18 protein-coding genes are annotated in these 15,933 nt (G+C 73.1%); 4 read left to right on the top strand and 14 right to left on the bottom strand.

The features are described 5' to 3' along the window. Positions 1 to 16 precede the first annotated feature (16 nt). Positions 17 to 721: a hypothetical protein gene (locus HNR19_RS20830; protein ID WP_179669742.1), complete on the bottom strand. Its 705-nt coding sequence runs from the start codon at positions 719 to 721 to the stop codon at positions 17 to 19. A gap of 135 nt (positions 722 to 856) precedes the next feature. Here HNR19_RS20830 and HNR19_RS20825 point away from each other — a divergent pair, with 135 nt between their 5' ends. Then, positions 857 to 3,004: a RecQ family ATP-dependent DNA helicase gene (locus HNR19_RS20825; protein WP_179669741.1), complete on the top strand. Its 2,148-nt coding sequence runs from the start codon at positions 857 to 859 to the stop codon at positions 3,002 to 3,004. Between the two features lie 69 nt (positions 3,005 to 3,073). After that, a complete protein-coding gene (locus tag HNR19_RS20820; protein WP_179669740.1) occupies positions 3,074 to 4,273 on the top strand; it encodes a hypothetical protein in 1,200 nt (399 codons plus the stop codon). Positions 4,274 to 4,339: 66 nt separating this feature from the next. On the opposite strand, the gene HNR19_RS20815 is transcribed toward HNR19_RS20820, so the two are convergent. After that, the gene (locus tag HNR19_RS20815; RefSeq protein WP_343047302.1) at positions 4,340 to 5,827 is read right to left on the bottom strand and encodes a DHA2 family efflux MFS transporter permease subunit; all 1,488 of its coding nucleotides are present in this window, start codon (positions 5,825 to 5,827) and stop codon (positions 4,340 to 4,342) included. A gap of 150 nt (positions 5,828 to 5,977) precedes the next feature. Between HNR19_RS20815 and HNR19_RS20810 the strand changes: the two genes are divergently transcribed. Next, a complete protein-coding gene (locus HNR19_RS20810; protein WP_179669739.1) occupies positions 5,978 to 8,827 on the top strand; it encodes an SNF2-related protein in 2,850 nt (949 codons plus the stop codon). Continuing rightward, complete coding sequence (locus tag HNR19_RS20805; protein ID WP_179669738.1) at positions 8,824 to 9,516, top strand: SWIM zinc finger family protein; 693 nt, start codon at positions 8,824 to 8,826, stop codon at positions 9,514 to 9,516. Before HNR19_RS20810 ends, HNR19_RS20805 begins: the two co-directional genes overlap by 4 nt. Positions 9,517 to 9,523: 7 nt before the next feature. On the opposite strand, the gene HNR19_RS20800 is transcribed toward HNR19_RS20805, so the two are convergent. The 12 genes from HNR19_RS20800 to HNR19_RS20745 form a co-directional block, all read right to left on the bottom strand. Continuing rightward, positions 9,524 to 10,051 carry a GNAT family N-acetyltransferase gene (locus HNR19_RS20800; protein WP_179669737.1) on the bottom strand — a complete coding sequence of 176 codons (528 nt, stop codon included), beginning with the start codon at positions 10,049 to 10,051 and terminating at the stop codon, positions 9,524 to 9,526. A 129-nt stretch (positions 10,052 to 10,180) separates the two neighbouring features. Next, positions 10,181 to 10,495, bottom strand: coding sequence for a gas vesicle protein K (locus HNR19_RS20795; RefSeq protein WP_179669736.1), 315 nt, complete (start codon positions 10,493 to 10,495; stop codon positions 10,181 to 10,183). Then, positions 10,492 to 10,677 carry a gas vesicle protein GvpJ gene (gene gvpJ / locus HNR19_RS20790; RefSeq protein WP_179669735.1) on the bottom strand — a complete coding sequence of 62 codons (186 nt, stop codon included), beginning with the start codon at positions 10,675 to 10,677 and terminating at the stop codon, positions 10,492 to 10,494. The genes HNR19_RS20795 and gvpJ (HNR19_RS20790) overlap by 4 nt, the downstream gene beginning before the upstream one ends. After that, entirely contained in the window at positions 10,674 to 11,447 is a 774-nt protein-coding gene (locus tag HNR19_RS20785) for a GvpL/GvpF family gas vesicle protein (RefSeq protein ID WP_179669734.1), read from the bottom strand. The genes gvpJ (HNR19_RS20790) and HNR19_RS20785 overlap by 4 nt, the downstream gene beginning before the upstream one ends. Then, positions 11,440 to 11,781: a gas vesicle protein gene (locus tag HNR19_RS20780; protein WP_179669733.1), complete on the bottom strand. Its 342-nt coding sequence runs from the start codon at positions 11,779 to 11,781 to the stop codon at positions 11,440 to 11,442. The genes HNR19_RS20785 and HNR19_RS20780 overlap by 8 nt, the downstream gene beginning before the upstream one ends. A 1-nt stretch (position 11,782) precedes the next feature. Then, positions 11,783 to 12,040 (bottom strand): gas vesicle protein GvpO, encoded by a 258-nt coding sequence (locus HNR19_RS20775; protein WP_179669732.1) that lies wholly within the window; start codon positions 12,038 to 12,040, stop codon positions 11,783 to 11,785. After that, on the bottom strand, positions 12,027 to 12,269 hold the full coding sequence (locus tag HNR19_RS20770; RefSeq protein WP_179669731.1) for a gas vesicle protein GvpG: 243 nt from the start codon (positions 12,267 to 12,269) through the stop codon (positions 12,027 to 12,029). Before HNR19_RS20770 ends, HNR19_RS20775 begins: the two co-directional genes overlap by 14 nt. Continuing rightward, on the bottom strand, positions 12,260 to 13,015 hold the full coding sequence (locus HNR19_RS20765; RefSeq protein WP_179669730.1) for a GvpL/GvpF family gas vesicle protein: 756 nt from the start codon (positions 13,013 to 13,015) through the stop codon (positions 12,260 to 12,262). Before HNR19_RS20765 ends, HNR19_RS20770 begins: the two co-directional genes overlap by 10 nt. Further along, positions 13,012 to 13,458, bottom strand: a complete 447-nt coding sequence (gvpJ, locus tag HNR19_RS20760; protein WP_179669729.1) for a gas vesicle protein GvpJ — start codon at positions 13,456 to 13,458, stop codon at positions 13,012 to 13,014. The genes HNR19_RS20765 and gvpJ (HNR19_RS20760) overlap by 4 nt, the downstream gene beginning before the upstream one ends. After that, positions 13,455 to 14,417 carry an SRPBCC family protein gene (locus HNR19_RS20755; protein WP_179669728.1) on the bottom strand — a complete coding sequence of 321 codons (963 nt, stop codon included), beginning with the start codon at positions 14,415 to 14,417 and terminating at the stop codon, positions 13,455 to 13,457. The genes gvpJ (HNR19_RS20760) and HNR19_RS20755 overlap by 4 nt, the downstream gene beginning before the upstream one ends. 4 nt (positions 14,418 to 14,421) lie before the next feature. Beyond that, on the bottom strand, positions 14,422 to 15,210 hold the full coding sequence (locus tag HNR19_RS20750) for a histone protein (protein ID WP_179669727.1): 789 nt from the start codon (positions 15,208 to 15,210) through the stop codon (positions 14,422 to 14,424). A gap of 134 nt (positions 15,211 to 15,344) precedes the next feature. Then, positions 15,345 to 15,926: an SACE_7040 family transcriptional regulator gene (locus HNR19_RS20745; protein WP_179669726.1), complete on the bottom strand. Its 582-nt coding sequence runs from the start codon at positions 15,924 to 15,926 to the stop codon at positions 15,345 to 15,347. Positions 15,927 to 15,933 lie beyond the last annotated feature (7 nt).

Genomic DNA, 15,933 nt, shown 5'->3' with positions numbered 1-15,933 from the left:
TGAAGCGCGAGCCTGCTCAGCGGCGTCCGAACACCCGGCCGATCTCGGCGCTGACCTCCGCCACCGCCTTGCCGATCGGTACGGCGACCGCGCGCCATGCGGCGCGGATCGCATGGCCGACCGGCGCGAGGATCGCCCGGTAGGCCCAGCGGAACGGCGCGCTGAGCCAGCGCCACACGACTGCCAGGATGCGGCCGCTGGTGTGCCACGCCCAGGCCAGGGCGTGACCGATCGGCCGGAGCACCACGAGCAGCGCGCGCCCGACCGGCACCAGGACCTCCTGCCAGAGCCACGTCAGCGGCACGACCAGCAGATAGGTGCCGACGAAGGAGACGGCGACCGCGACGGCGACCAGCACCGGCTTGAGCACCCAGCGCCACAGCGCGCGGAGCGGGACCATCAGCGCGCGCCCGAGCGGGGCGAGGAGGAAGCGCAGCAGCAGCCGGCCGAGGGCGGCGAGCGGCTGCATGACGAGTCGCTCCCAGAGCCACTCGAGCGCCCGCAGGACCGCGTCCAGCGCCTTCCAGGCGGCCCGCGCGGGGAGGACGACGACGAGCGCGACGACCCGGGCGGGCCACATCAACAGGGGTGTGTGCTCGGGTCGCGGGAGCGGCTCGGGCAGCGGCGGGAGCGGCTGAGCGGGAGCCTGCGGCCAGGTCGACGGAGGCGTGGGCGCCTGCGCCACGTGCGGCGTCGACGGTCGGGGCTCGGGCGTGCTCACTGTGCGATTGTCGTCCGAACGCCCGCCGCGGAAACGCGATCCGGGGACAAACTCCTCCGGAGGGAGGAGTCGCCCAGGTCCGTGGGCTGTGGAGGGCCCGGCTCGTCGTCGGGGACCCCTGGTAGACACGTCGGCATGACCACCACGGCGCAGACCGACGTCCGGGCCCGCGCGGAGGAGCACCTCCGCGCGCTGGTCGGGCGCGACGACGCGACGCTCTACGACGACCAGTGGGCGGCGATCGCAGCGCTCGTGGTCGACCGGCGCCGCGCGCTCGTCGTCCAGCGCACCGGGTGGGGCAAGTCGGCGGTCTACTTCGTCGCCACGCTGCTGCTCCGCGAGCAGGGGGCGGGCCCGACCGTGATCATCTCGCCGCTGCTGGCGCTGATGCGCAACCAGATCGCCGCTGCCGAGCGGGCCGGCATCCGCGCGGTCACCATCAACTCCACCAACGCCGACCAGTGGGCCGAGACCCACGAGGCCATCGCGCGCGGCGAGGTCGACGTGCTCCTGGTCAGCCCGGAGCGGCTCAACAACCCGGGCTTCCGCGACGAGGTGCTGCCGCGGCTCGCGGCCACCTGTGGGCTGCTCGTGGTCGACGAGGCCCACTGCATCTCCGACTGGGGTCACGACTTCCGCCCCGACTACCGCCGCATCCGCACGCTGCTCGACGAGCTCCCCGACGGCATCCCGGTGCTCGCCACCACCGCCACCGCCAACCAGCGCGTGACCGACGACGTCGCGGAGCAGCTGGGCGGGTCGGTGGTCGAGGAGGCCCCCCGGGGCCGTCACGAGACCCTCGTGCTCCGCGGCTCGCTCGACCGCGCGTCGCTGCGCCTCGGCGTTGTGCGCCTGAAGACCGCCGAGCAGCGGCTGGCCTGGCTGGCCGACCACCTCAGGGAGCAGCCGGGCAGCGGCATCGTCTACTGCCTCACCGTCGCCGCGACGCAGGAGGTCGCGGCCTACCTGCGCGATCGGGGCCACGACGTCGCGGCCTACTCGGGCCAGACCGAGCAGACCGAGCGGCTCGAGCTCGAGCAGGCGCTCATCGACGGACGGGTGAAGGCACTGGTCGCCACCAGTGCGCTCGGGATGGGCTTCGACGCCGCGCTCGGGTTCGTCGTCAACCTCGGTGCGCCCGACAGCCCGGTCGCCTACTACCAGCAGGTCGGCCGGGCCGGCCGTGGCGCGATCGACGAGGCGAGCGTCGTGCTGCTGCCCGCCACCGAGGACCGCGACATCTGGGCCTACTTCGCGTCCCTCGCGTTCCCGCGCGAGGAGCTGGTCCGCGACACGCTCGCCGCGCTCGCCAAGGCGGGCGGCCCGATGAGCACGCCCGCCCTCGAGGCCCGGGTCGACCTGTCGCGCACCCGTCTCGAGACGATGCTCAAGGTGCTCGACGTCGACGGCGCCGTACGCCGGGTGCGCGGGGGGTGGGAGGCGACCGGTCAGCCCTGGTCCTACGACGAGGAGCGCTACCGCCGCGTCGCCGAGGCCCGGGAGCGTGAGCAGCAGGCGATGCTCGACTACCTCGCGACCGACCGCTGCCGCATGGCCTACCTGCGGGCGCAGCTCGACGACCCCGAGCTGGTCGCCGACCCGTCCTGGACGTGCGGCCGCTGCGACCGCTGCGGCGGCCTCGCCCTCTCCGCCGACGTGTCCGACGAGGCGGTCGGGGAGGCCGCGGCGCGACTCGCCCGCCCAGGCGTGGCCATCGACCCGCGCAAGCAGTGGCCGACCGGGCTGTCCGCCGTCGGCGTCTCCCTGTCGGGCCGCATCAAGCAGCCGGCCGAGGAGGGCCGCGCGGTCGCGCGGCTCACCGACCTCGGGCACGGTACGGCGCTGCGGGCGCTGTTCCGCGCCGAGCCCGCGCCCGATGCGGTGCCGGTCCCGCTCGCCCAGGCGATGGTCACGATGCTGCGCGACTGGGAGCCGTCGGTCGACGCGATCGTGGTCGCCGAGTCGGTCACCCGCGGTCCGCTCCTCGGCGACCTCGCCGCCGGGCTGTCCCGGTTCCTCCACCGGCCCGTGGTCGGCCGGTGGGCGGTGAGCGACCCGTCCGTGCCGCCCGGCCGGGGCGCGACCAACTCCGCGCAGCGGGTGGCCGCGGTCTCGCGCCGCTGCGCGCTCGACCTCGACGTCCCCGACGCGGTCGAGGGTCGCCGGGTGCTGCTCGTCGACGACCTCGTCGTCACCGGCTGGTCGCTCACGCTCGGCGCCGCCGCGCTCCATGACGCGGGCGCCTCCGCCGTACTGCCGCTGACGCTGGCCGTCTCCGGCTGACGCCGGCCTCACGTCCGGTCGGGGTCCAGCGTCCCCCGATCCGGGCTCGCGGAGTCGTAGCCTCCGAACATGGACGACCAGGCTTCCACGCCGGACCGCGCTCCCGCTGACGGTCCCACGCCCGATGACACGCGGCCGCTCGCGTCGGACCGCCCTGCGGACCTCCCGCCCCCTCCCGCCACCCAGACCGCGGCGACGCCGGCGCCCCCGCCGCCTCCCCGCACCGGCACCACCCTCATGGAGCCGCCGCCCCCGTCGGCCCCGGGCACCGCTCCCGCCGAGCCGGCACCGCGACCGGGCACCGTCGCCGCGATGACGGCCGCCGGCGTCGGCCTGCTCGGCGCCGCGATCGTGATCTCCACGATCCGCACCCGGATGGACGGCGACCTCGACTGGTCCAACTACACCGTCGGCCTCGGCGCGACCGCCGTGCTGGTGCTGGTCGCGGTGGTCGCGGCGATGCTCGTCCGGCGGCGCGACAACGCGCTCGGGCGCGAGGAGCTGGTCACCTGGCCCGGCACCGTCGGCATCCTGGGCGTCGCGCTGATGTTCTCGGTCGGCCTGGAGGACCAGGACTGGCTCGAGGACGTCTTCGGCTACGTCGTGGGCGGCATCATCGCCGGCCTCGCGATCGTGGGCTACCTGGCCGCGCGGCGGGCGGCGTTCGTCGTGCTCGCACTGTTCGGCATCGGGATCGTCTACGCCAACGCGTTCGAGGACCTGTTCGGCGACGTGGGCGACGAGAACGACGTCGCGATCGTCGCGGCGATCGCGCTCGCGGTCTTCGTCGTCGGTGCGACCGTGCTTGGCTGGCTGCTCCCGACCCGGGCCACCAGCGGCGCCGCCGTGGCCGCGGTGGGCGTCGTCGGCTTCGGCCTGATCATGGCCGGGATGCTGCTGGCGCAGATGTTCTCGTCGATGTTCTCCAGCTTCGGCCTGATGGACATGGGACCCGGAGAGGAGAGCGATCCGTTCGCGGCGCCCGAGTCGCCCGACCTCGACTTCGACAACGACGTCTGGGTGATCCTGGGGCTGGCGCTCCTGCTCACCGTGATGTGGGCGCTCGCGGCCGCGCGCACCGGCCACTCCGGCTTCACGATCAGCGCGATCGCGATGCCGTCGGTCGTGGTGCCGCTCGCGACGTTCGTGCTCGCCGTCGAGCACCCGACCTGGTGGGGCGTCGCCGTCGCCGCGGTGGGCGCGGTGCTGCTCGCCGGCGGCGGGATGCTGGGCCGGCTCAGGGCGAGGTCGGCGCGCTCGGCGTACTGACCCGGCGAGGACGACGGGCCCCGATCCACCGGATCGGGGCCCGTCGCTCGGCATGGACTCTTGCGGTCAGTGACCCATCACGACCGACGGGTCGACGGGCTCCTCCGGCGGCTTGCGGGGCAGGAAGAGCGCCGGGACCAGGCAGCAGCCGACCAGCACGGCGCCGCTCACGAACACGGACGAGAACGCGTCGGCCATCCCGGTCAGGGTGGGAACGCCACCGGCCGCCTCGGCCTCGCTCTTGAGCGCGTTGGTCAGGAGCACGGAGAACACGGCGGTGCCGATCGAGGCGGCGACCTGCTGGCTGATGTTCAGCAGCGTCGAGCCGCGAGCCGTGGTGTGGGCGGTCAGCGTGGCGAGCGCCGCGCTCATGATCGGCATCATCGTGCTGCCCATGCCGAGGCCCATCACGAAGAGCGAGCCGAGGATGTAGGTGTACGACGTCTCCGCGCCGACCTGCGTGAACATCACCATGCCGATGGTGACCAGCGAGATGCCCACGAGGACGACCTTGCCCGGGCCCTTCTTGTCGGCCAGCGTGCCGGCGACCGGCATGGTCAGCATCGCGCCGATGCCCTGGGGTGCGAGCAGGGCGCCGGCGCTGAGGGCGCTCTCGCCCCGGACCTGCTGGAAGTAGAGCGGGAAGAGCAGGCTCGCGCCGAAGAAGGCGATCGCGAAGAGCGCCATGGCGATGATCGCGACCGTCATGTTGCGGAACGCGAACAGTCGCAGGTCCACCAGCGGATGGGCGTTGCGCGGGCTCAGCGCCCACGGCACGAAGAGCGCGACCAGGACGAGGCCGAGGATGCCGGTCGTGAGCACCTCCGCGTTGGCGACGGTGCCGTGCTCGGGGATGCTCGAGACGCCGTACAGGAACAGGGCCAGGCCGGGCGAGAGCAGCAGCACGCCCAGCCAGTCGAAGGTCTCCGACGGCTCGACGTGGTCCTTCTCCAGGACGATCCACGCGTAGACGATCGCGACGACGCCGATCGGGAGGTTGATCAGGAAGATCCAGTGCCAGCTGGCGATGTCGATCAGCCAGCCGCCGAGGATCGGCCCGAAGATCGGGCCGAGCAGCATCGGGATGCCCATCACGGCCATGACCCGGCCGACCCGGTGCGGGCCGGCGGCGTGGGTCAGGATCGTCATGCCCAGCGGCATGAGCATGCCGCCGCCGAGCCCCTGGAGCACCCGGAAGATCACGAGCACCTGGAGGCTGTCGGCCACCGCGCACAGGACCGAGCCGATGGTGAAGAGCAGCACCGCGAGCAGGTAGAGCCGCTTGGTGCCGAACCGGTCGGCGGCCCACCCGGTCAGCGGGATCACCGTCGCGAGCGCCAGCGTGTAGCCGGTCATCGTCCAGGCGACCTGGGCGGACGTCGCGTCGAACTCGCGCTGGAACGTCTCGAGCGCGACGGACACGACCGTGATGTCGAGGATCGACATGATCGCGCCGAGCACCACCACGCCGGCGGTGATCAGCACGCCCCTGTCGAGCTTGTCGTCCTGCGGGGCGTCTACGGCCGTTGCGCCGTCGGGGTGCGGATCAGTCACCCTCCGAGCCTACGGACGGCATATGCATCATGCATATCCGGAGGGCTGTGGGCTGCGCCACGTGCACTCCGACGTCGCGGGAACTCCGTGTCGGGGCCAGCCGTTAGCGTCGGAGTCCCTGGGTGCCCGGATCCCTCGCGAGGAGGCTGCGTGTCGTTCGTGCCTGTCACCGGACCGGCGACGTTCCACCCGGCCCGGCCGGCGCGGGAGTCGACGATCGAGTTCACCGGTGGCCGGCGCACGGTCGCGCTGCCGATCCGGGCGGCGCTGCCCGTCCTGAGCAAGGCGCGCCGGAGCGACGACGCCCACCCGAGCGTCGCCCTGCTCGGCGGCGCGGCGCTGCTCGCCTCACGGTTCGTGGCCGACGGCAAGATCGCTCCCGTCGTCGGAGAGGTGCCCGGGTGGCGGGTCGACGGACTCGACGCGCGCGACGTCGACAGCGTCGAGCAGCTCGCTCGGGCGCGGTCCTACGACGACGTCGACGCCTCTGCGGCTGCCGAGATCGTGCGGGGCGTGCTCGACGCGGTCGCCGACACGCTGCCGCGCGCGGCGCCGGCCGCTCGGCCGGCGGTCGAGGTGTCTCGTGACGGGGCCGGCGACTTCGCGGCCCGCCTTCAGAAGCGGATCGGGGAGCGAGCCGCCCGCACCGCGCGAGGCGCGCTGCCCGAGCTGGTGCGGATCTCGCTGCGGGTCGAGGCCGACGAGGAGGAGCTGCGGGGCGGCGCCGTCCGCCTGGTGCTCCAGGTGCACGACGAGCGCGACCCGCTCCACGTCTGCGACGCCGCCCTGCTGTGGACCCAGACGGGGGGCGACGCGACCCACGGGTTCGGGCCGCGGGCCCGGGTGCACGCGAGCATCGCGCTGCGTTGCGCGGCCGAGGTGTGGCCGGTGCTCGACCGGTTCCTCGAGCTCTCGGTGCCCGACCAGCTCACCCTCGACGGCGCCGAGATCGGCGGCCTGCTCGAGCACGTGTCGGCGCTGCGCGAGGCGCACGTCGACGTGCACTGGCCGCGATCGCTCGGCCCCGAGCTGACGACCCGCGCGGTCCTCGACCGCCTTCCTACCCGCCCGCCATCCCTTCGGGATGGGCGGCCGTCCGAGCCGCGCGGGGCCGAGCTCCCGCTCCAGGACAGCCCGTTCGCGGTCGACGGGCTCTTCGCGTTCTCGTGGCAGGTGTCGCTGCACGGCGACCCGCTCACCGAGGAGGAGATGGAGGAGCTCGCCACCGCGGCGAGCCCCGTCCTCAAGCTGCGCGGTGCGTGGACGATCGTCGACCCGGCAACGGCGCAGCGAGCGCGCAAGCGGCTGATCCGCAAGGCCACCGGTGTCGAGGCCCTGGGTGCCGCGCTGTCCGGTGTGACCGAGCTGCCGGCCGACGCCGAGGGCGAGCGCGACAAGGCCGAGGTGGTCGTGGGCGCCTCGCTGCTCACGGTGCGCGAGCGGCTGCTCGACGCGCCCACCCGCGACCCGCTCCCCGCGCCGGCGGGGCTGCGGGCCGAGCTGCGCGACTACCAGCGGCACGGGCTGACCTGGCTCGCCGACCTGACCGGGCTCGGGCTCGGCGCGTGTCTCGCCGACGACATGGGCCTCGGCAAGACGATCACCCTCATCTCTCTCCACCTGCACCGGCTCGAGCAGGGCCTCTCCCAGGGCGGGCCGACGTTGGTCGTCTGCCCCGCGAGCCTGCTCGGCAACTGGGAGGCCGAGGTCGAGCGGTTCGCGCCCGGCGTCCCGGTGCGGCGCTTCCACGGGGGCGCCCGCACGCTCGAGGGTCTCGATACGTCCTCGCCCAGGGGCTCCGACCACTCGACCCCCGAGGGCAGCGCCGGGTTCGTGCTGACGACGTACGGCACCCTCCGGAGGAGCAGCGCCGCGCTGGCCGGCGTGCCCTGGGACCTCGTCGTCGCCGACGAGGCGCAGCACGTCAAGAACTCCCGCACCTCGACCGCCCGGGCCCTGCGCACGATCCCGAGCCGCGGTCGCGTCGCGCTGACCGGCACCCCGGTCGAGAACGAGCTCACCGAGCTGTGGTCGATCCTCGACTGGTGCACGCCCGGGCTGCTCGGCAGCCGACAGGCGTTCCGCCGGGTGTGGGCGGCGCCGATCGAGGCCGGCACCGACCCGCTCGTGGCGAAGCAGTTCGCCGACCTGATCGGGCCGTTCGTGCTGCGGCGCCGCAAGTCCGACCCCGGCATCGCGCCCGAGCTGCCGCCGAAGACCGAGACCGACCACCTGCTCGGGCTGACCCGCGAGCAGGCCGTCCTCTACGAGGCCTACGTGCGCGACACCATGGAGCGCATCGAGCGACTGCCCGGCGACGACCCGCAACGGCGCGGCCTGGTGCTGTCGCTGCTCACCGGCCTCAAGCAGATCTGCAACCACCCCGCGCAGTTCCTCAAGCAGTCCGGCTCGGTCACCCTGCGCGGCCGGTCGGAGAAGCTCGAGCTGCTCGACGAGCTGGTCGACACGGTGATCGCCGAGGACGGCGCGGTCCTCGTCTTCACGCAGTACGTAGCGATGGCGCGGCTGGTCGAGCAGCACCTCGCGGCGCGGGGCGTGCCCCACCAGTTCCTGCACGGCGGCACCCCGGTGCCGGAGCGGGAGGCGATGGTCCGCCGGTTCCAGGACGGCGAGGTGCCGGTCTTCCTCCTCTCGCTCAAGGCCGGAGGCACCGGCCTCAACCTCACCCGCGCCGACCACGTGGTCCACGTCGACCGCTGGTGGAACCCCGCGGTCGAGGAGCAGGCCACCGACCGCGCCTACCGGATCGGCCAGACGCGGCCGGTCCAGGTGCACAAGATGGTCACCCGCGGCACGATCGAGGAGCGCGTCGCCGGCCTGCTCGAGCGCAAGCGGTCGCTCGCCGACGCCGTGCTCGCCCGCGGCGACGCGGCCCTCACCGAGCTGAGCAACAGCGAGCTCCGCGACCTCGTCACGCTGCGCCGCGAGCGCAAGCGGCTCGACTACATCGACGCCCTCGCCGACGAGGGCGGGGAGTGACCGCGGTGGGCGCGCCCCGACGAGTGACCCACGCCCGGCTCGCTCCGCCGCGGGGCGGCGTACGCAACTGGTGGGCGAAGGCGTGGCAGCGCGCGGTCGAGGAGGCGGCGTACGGCGACCGCGACCTGCGTCGCGGCAAGGCCGCCGCCCGGCGCGGCGAGGTCGGCGGCATCAGTGTGGCGCCCGGGTCGCTGCTCGCCGCCGTGCGCGAGGGCGACGACGCGTGGACGGTCGAGATCGCGGTGCCCGTGCTCGACGACACCGCCCTCAAGGGGCTCGTCGAGGTCGTCTCCGCCGAGGCCGGCCGCATCGCCGCGCTGCTCGACGGCGAGCTCTCCCACCAGCTCGTCGAGCACGCCGACGAGGTGGGCGCCGAGCTCCTGCCCTACGGCGGCGAGCTGTCGGCGACGTGCACCTGCGACCACTACCTCGACCCGTGCCCGCACGCGATCGCCGTGCTGCTGCAGGTCGGCTGGCTCGTCGACGCCGACCCGCTCGTGCTGTTCGCGATCCGCGGCCTGCCCCGCGACGAGCTCGTCGCCGCCGTCCACGACCGGCAGCCCGGTCCGAGCGGCGGGGCGCAGGAGCTGGCTGACGACGTGGAGGTCGCCGCCGACGCGGTGCTCCGTGCCCGGGAGCTGCTCGCCGCGCTGGAGGCGGGCGCAGACGTGCCCGACGGCCTGCTCTGACGCAGGCTCACCAGGCGTCGCCAGGCCGGTCCTCGCACGTCGCTTCGACAGCCAGGTCCGGCACGGCGCGGGGTTCGACCCGCAGGATCATCAGGCCGTCCTCCTCGCCGTCGGCGACGGCGCCCTCCGGGGTCTGGGTGAACGACCGCCCATCCCACCGCTCCCACCCGAGCCCCTCGTAGAAGCCGTGGCTCCCGGTCGAGAGCATCGCGACCGGCCACCGGGCGGCGATCTCGACCTGGAGCGCCCGCATCACCTGCCGGCCGAGGCCCTCACCTTGCCGCTCCGGCACGACGGCGACGGCCTCGACGTACCCGATCTCGCGCCACGGTCCGTCGCCGAACCGGATGCGGCGCGGCACTGCACTGGCGTGCGCCAGCAACCGGCCGCCGTCGCGCGCCAGCACGTGCACGCCGCCGTAGGCGTGGTCGGCGTCGTCGTCGCCGAAGTCGTCGAACGCGCTGTCCCACAGCTCACGGAGCTCCGCCCGCGTCCTCTCGTCGACACCGTCGCTCTCCACCACGCTCAGCTCCACCCGACCAATCTAGGGACCCACCGTGGGCTCGTGATGGCGGCAACTCCTGTGGAGACACAGTGCGGTTGATCGGTGTCACCTTGTGACCGGGATCAACCGCGTTGTCGTCCGGCAGCAACAACGCCGCGCTCAGTCGGTGCTGAGCAGCGTCCCCAACGGCCCCAGGTCGATGTTGAGGTCGGCGGTGGTCAGGTCGTAGCGGGACTTCAGCTTCTCCATCGCCTCCTCGAGGTGCATCAGCCCGAGCCCGAGAGCCTCCACCTGCTCCTCGGTCAGGTCGCCCTCGTCGACGCGGCGCAGCGCCTGCTTCTCCATCAGCTGTCGCACGAGCTCGACGATCGTCAGCACCAGCTTGAAGAGGTCGCGCTCGACCGACTCCGGGTCGGTCTCGAGGCGCTCGGTCAGCAGCCGGGTCTGCCCGGCGGGCGATGTCCGGTGGCTCATCCGTTCGCCATCTCCTTCCGCACCGAGGTGATCACCGCGTGCAGCCGCACCTGCACGAGGTCGATGCCCGACAGGCTGATGACCACGTCGCCGACGATCACCACGCCGCTGCCGAGCAACCGGTCGAGCAGGTCGACGAGCGCGATGTCGCCGTACGCCTGCTCCTCGGCGACGACGGTCACGGTTGCTCCAGGGTCGCGAAGGAGTACGGCGGCCACGGTCCGTCGCACGCGATCGACACGTCGGGGTGAGCGGCCACGAGCTTCGCGACCGCGGCGGTGAACTCGTCCGCGGCGACCGAGTCGACGAGGTAGGCGCCGTTGAGCAGCATCGTCCCCGCGTGCCCCGAGAGACGCGGGTCCTGCGCCCGCAGGTGGCGCGTGGCCACCGCCAGCGCCCCCAGAGCGCGGTCGACGGACGCGGCCGCCTCGGCGGAGGCCCGCTCGGAGGTCAGGCGCTCCTCGGCGGCGGCCTTCTTGCGGCGGAGGTACGCCGCCCCGCCGGCAGCCGCGGGCTCCGGAGCACGCGCGGACCGGCCCTCCCCGCCAGCCCGCGCGTGGGCATAGACCTTGACGCTCCACTCCTGCCGACCGGCGATCCGGTCGAGCGCGTGCGCCAGGTCGTCGTACCACTCCTCCAGCCGGAGCCGGACGCTCTCGTCGTCCAGGCAGACCGTGGCCAGCCGCATCGGCGCGGTCGGCGCGGCGGCCGCGCAGGCGTGCACCACCCGGTCGTGGGCGCGTGCCGTCCGCTCGACCCAGTCGAGCTGCTCGAGGTGGGCGTGCAGGCCCTCCTCGCCGAACTCGTCGAGGTCGACGGTGCTCACGGTGGCCTCGAGGTCGAGCACGCCGACGACCTCGAGCCGGGCGCCGCCGATGCCGGTCACGCCGTCGAGCGCGGAGACCGGGAGGCCGCGGGAGACCGCGTAGAGGTAGCGCGCCGGCTCACCCATGGCGCTCCTCCAGCTCGCGCACCCGCTCGCGCAGCTCGCGGTTCTCGTCGGCGAGCCGTCCCTCGCGGCCGCTGAGCATCGGGTCGTGCTTCCACCAGTCGATGCCCATCTGCTCGGCCTTGTCGACCGACGCGACGAGCAGCCGGATCTTGATCGTGAGCAGCTCGATGTCGAGCAGGTTCACGCGGATGTCGCCGGCGATCACGATGCCCTTGTCGAGCACCCGGTCCAGCACGTCGGCGAGCGACGCGGGACGCGGCTCGCGGCCGCCGTACGGCCCGACCACCGAGGACGGCCCGGGCCGCTCGATGGTCTCGGTGGGGCGGTCGGTCATGTCACTCCTCCTCCCGGGTCGCTCCGCGCGAGTAGCGCTGCACGCGCCGGCACCCGCTGAGCTCCCCGTCGGTGTCCAGCGCCACCTCGTAGGTGGCGAGGACGTCGGTCGTGGACGGGACCCGCCGCAGCTCGACGGTCTCGAGCACGACCCGCCAGCCGTCGTCGCCCTTGTCGAGCCCCACGACGGCCTCGGTCTCGCGGCCGGTCAGGTCCGCCAGGTGGCGGACGGCCGCCTTGGCGGCCTCAGTCCCGTTCACGCTGTGCTCCCTCCATCAGCCGGGCGATCAGCTCCTCCTCCCACCAGTCGGCCTCCGCGTCGGACAGCGCCCCCGCCTCCCGCGCGTGCGCCACGTCCTCGAGCTGGCGGCGGACGACCGCGGGGTCGTAGTAGGCCTCCTCCGCCTGCTGGAGCACGACCTCGGCGATCCGCACCGTCCCGCGCAGCGGAGCGGTCGGCAGCCCGAGGATCCCGGTGATCAGGCCCATGACGCCTCGACGAAGTCGTACGGCGGCAGCGGGCCGCTGAGGCTGAGGCGCACCCGGTCGTACGCCGCCTCGGCGTACGCCTCCAGGGTCCGCTCGAGACCGGGGATCCGGTCGTCGTCGACGAGCAGGGCGAGGTCGACGACGTGGTCGGTGCCGGACCCGGGACTCTCCCGGAGCTCCACGGCGTGGGGTGCGACCAGGTCCCAGAGCGCCCCGGCCTCGGCGTCGCGCCGTTGCTCCACCGCGTGAGCGACGAGCTCGCCGAGGCGCACCCGGTCGGCCCACGACACCGCCTCCGGCGCCGCGAGCGTGCGCTCCCGCAGGTCGCGGATCACCGGGTCCGCGGCGACGACCTCGGCCAGCACGACGTCCTCGACGAACCGGGCCCGCAGCTTGAGCTGGCGCCGCCCCTCGAGCGTCGCCAGCAGCTCGGTCAGCGTCGCGGCGTGCGGCGCCAGCAGCGCGTCGACGACGTCGGCCTCGTCGCGCAGCACCGCGCCGAAGCGCACCGGCGCCACCGGCCCGGCGGAGGCCAGCGCGTCGACCACAGCGTGGTAGGCGCGCAGCTCCGCCGGGCCGACCCGGGGCCGGTCGATCGGGACCGGCCCCACGACGGCGGCGAGCCCGGCGTGGGGGAGCAAGGACAGTGGGGCGTCACCCACGCCGGACAGATCGGGGAGCGCCGTCCCGGCAGGGACGACGCCGTAGACCAGCAGGCCCGACTCCACCTCCGCTGTCACCGTCATCGGGAGCTCCTCGACCGCGACGGCGCGCGACTACGGGACCTGTTGCTGCTCGACTTCTCCTTCTCCTCCTCGTCCTCGTCGTCCTCACCCTTGCTGCTTCCCGGGGTGAGGGCGTCCTTCACCCCCTCGAGGGCGCCCTTGGTCTTCTTCTTGGCGCCGCCCTGGCGCAGGTCGTCCAGTGCGTCGCCGAGGTCCTTGCCCTCTGCGGTGCCGAGGTTCAAACGCTGCGTGGCCTCGGCGAAGCGGAGGTAGGTGTCCACGCTCGCGATCACGATGCGCGCGTCGACCGTGAGCAGCTCGATGCCGACGAGCGAGACCCGGACGTAGGCGTCGATGACGATCCCCTTGTCGAGGATGATCTCGACGACGTCCGCGAGCCCGCTCGGCGCGGGGCGTTCGAGATAGCCGCCGGAGCGACGGCCGCTGGTGGTCTGGACGGTCATGCTCGGTCCTCCTCCTCGTCGTCCTCGAGGTCGTCGTCCTCGTCCTCGACCTCGGCGTCGTCCTCGTCCTCGGCGTCGTCCTCGTCCTCGGCGTCGTCCTCCTCGTACTCGTCCTGCTCGTCGTCGTACTCGTCCTCGGGCGCGTCCTCGTCGTCCGGCTCGTCGTCCTCACCGTCGTCGTACTCGTCCTCGGGCTCCTCGGACTCCTCGGGCTCCTCGACGACCTCGCCGTCCTCGATCACCCCGCGCCAGCCCTCGACCTGGTCCGGATCGAGCACGGCGTGCGACATGATGTGGCGCCGGAACTGCTGGAGCTCGACCCGTACGCGGCGTCCCTGTGCCCGCCAGATGTTGGCGGTGTGCTCGAAGAAGCCCTGCGGGTAGTACTCCAGGACGACGATCACGCGGGTCAGGTCGGGCGTGAGCTCGTGGAAGGTGACCGCTCCGTCGACGTGTCCCTTGGCCCCCTCGGACCGCCAGACGATGCGCTCGTCGGGCAGCTGCTCGAGGATGGTGGCCTCCCACTCCCGGTGCGACCACCAGATCTGCGCCTTCCACCTCAGCCGCTGGTCCTCGACGGCGTCGACGTTCTCGACCTTCTTCATGAAGGAGGGGAACGCGCCGAAGGTCGTCCACTGGTCGTAGACGAAGGAGACGGGAAGGCCGACGTCGATCTCCTCGATGATCGTCGTGGGCTTCTTCGATCCCGAGCCGCCCGATCCGCCGTTCGAGCCGCCCTTGCCGGGAAGGAGCTTCCCTAGCCCGGGCTTGAGCAGCTTGCCGACGTCGGAGAGGTTCGGCTTCGGCAGGTCGAGCCCCCCGTTGCCGGCCTTGTCCTGCATGCGGTCGGTGAGCCCGGTGATCCCGTGCTCCGCCTTGTCGACCGCCTTGTCCTTCAGGGCGCCCACGAGCGCCTGGGAGGCGTCGCGCAGCCGGTCCTGTGCGTTGGAGGTGGCCATGTCGTCACCTCCGCGATCCGGACGACGACTTCTTCGTCGTGCGACCGCGTGAGGACGACTTCTTGGCCGGTGCCTTCTTGGCGGCTGTCTTCTTCGTGGCGGTCTTCTTGGCTGGTGCCTTCTTGGCGGCGGTCTTCTTGGCCGGTGCCTTCTTCGCGGCTGTCTTCTTCGCGGCTGTCTTCTTCGCCGGCGCCTTCTTGGCTGCCTTGTTGCCGGTGCTCCGCGAGGAGGTCTCGCGGGTGCTCCGCCTCGACCGGCGGGCGGTCTTCTTCGGAGCGGGCTCCTCCTCGGGCTCGTCGTCGGCCTCGTCCCCGGGTTCCTCGTCGTCCGCCTCGTCCTCAGGTTCCTCGTCGGGTTCCTCGTCGGGTTCCTCGTCGGGCTCGTCGTCGTCGGGTTCCTCGTCGTCCTCGGCCTCGTCGTCCGGCTCGTCGTCGAGCTCGTCCTCCGGCTCGTCGTCGTACTCCTCGTCGTACTCGGCGTCCTCGGCGTCCTCGCCGTCCTCGCCGTCCTCGTCGGACTCGTCCGCCGGGGCCTGCAGCGCCCGCGTCATCGACTCCATCCGCGATGCGGCCGTGGCCAGCGCGAGCTCCTTGGCGGCGCCGCCGAGGCCCTCCGTCAGCTGGCTCCGCAGGTTCTTCAGCTCCGGACTGGACTTGACGATGCTCTCCGCGATCGCCTTGGGATCGGCCGCGAGCTTCTTCCCGGCGAGCAGGCCCGCCAGTGACATCGCGAGCCTGAGCTTCTTGGTCCTGCCAAGCAGGTAGCCGCCAGCGACACCGGCGGCGATCTTCACCGTTGTGGTTTGAGACATCACTTGTACGAGCCGTCACCGGCATTCCCTCCCGAGGTCGCCGGTGGGCTCCCTCCCTCCGCATGCCCGGTAACCCGTGTGAGCCCGAGCACACCCTCGGGTTCCAGACGTCCCGCTTATGTTGCGGTCGGAACTCCCAGCGCGGCGAGCGCCATGGAGGCCAGCAAGGAGCGGAGCTCGTCGTCGCGCAGCGCGTGGCCCGCTCGCGGGGTGGAGTTCAGCAACCCGAAGGCCGCGTGCGCCGATGCGCGCGCGGCGTCGGGGGTGAGGTCGCGACGCAGGGCGCGCAGCTGGTCGGCCCAGACGTCGACATAGGCGCGCTGGAGCCGCCGTACGTCGTCGCGCGCGTCCACGGGGAGCGACTCCCAGTCGCGGTCTTGCACGACGATCAGCGGCCGGTGGGCGAGCGCGAAGTCGACGTGCCAGTCGACGAGCGCCCGTACGGCGTCGGCGGGGTCCGCGGCCGTCGCCACCCGGTCGCGGCCGACCTCGAGCAGCCGCTCGCTGATCGACGTCAGCATCTCCGCGAGCATCGCCTGCTTGGACGGGAAGTGCTTGTAGAGCGCCGGGCCGGAGATCCCGCACGCGGCGCCGAGCTCGGCGACCGACACCCCGTGGAACCCGCGCGCAGCGAACAGGTCCGCGGCGGTCGCGAGGATCTGCTCGCGGCGCGACGGGGTGCTGGCGGGCGCGGACACCCGCTCA

Origin of the sequence: Nocardioides thalensis (assembly GCF_013410655.1) — a bacterium.
Classification (GTDB): Bacteria; Actinomycetota; Actinomycetes; order Propionibacteriales; family Nocardioidaceae; genus Nocardioides; species Nocardioides thalensis.
Note: the sequence above shows the minus strand (reverse complement) of the source record. Positions and strands in the feature narration are given on the sequence as shown.

Excerpts from the sequence above, each read along its gene's own strand:
- HNR19_RS20825 (WP_179669741.1), top strand. The coding sequence starts at position 857 with ATGACCACCACGGCGCAGACCGACGTCCGGGCCCGCGCGGAGGAGCAC.
- HNR19_RS20820 (WP_179669740.1), top strand. The coding sequence starts at position 3,074 with ATGGACGACCAGGCTTCCACGCCGGACCGCGCTCCCGCTGACGGTCCC.
- HNR19_RS20795 (WP_179669736.1), bottom strand. The coding sequence starts at position 10,495 with ATGAGCCACCGGACATCGCCCGCCGGGCAGACCCGGCTGCTGACCGAG.
- HNR19_RS20785 (WP_179669734.1), bottom strand. The coding sequence starts at position 11,447 with ATGGGTGAGCCGGCGCGCTACCTCTACGCGGTCTCCCGCGGCCTCCCG.
- HNR19_RS20780 (WP_179669733.1), bottom strand. The coding sequence starts at position 11,781 with ATGACCGACCGCCCCACCGAGACCATCGAGCGGCCCGGGCCGTCCTCG.
- HNR19_RS20770 (WP_179669731.1), bottom strand. The coding sequence starts at position 12,269 with ATGGGCCTGATCACCGGGATCCTCGGGCTGCCGACCGCTCCGCTGCGC.
- HNR19_RS20765 (WP_179669730.1), bottom strand. The coding sequence starts at position 13,015 with ATGACGGTGACAGCGGAGGTGGAGTCGGGCCTGCTGGTCTACGGCGTC.
- gvpJ (WP_179669729.1), bottom strand. The coding sequence starts at position 13,458 with ATGACCGTCCAGACCACCAGCGGCCGTCGCTCCGGCGGCTATCTCGAA.
- HNR19_RS20755 (WP_179669728.1), bottom strand. The coding sequence starts at position 14,417 with ATGGCCACCTCCAACGCACAGGACCGGCTGCGCGACGCCTCCCAGGCG.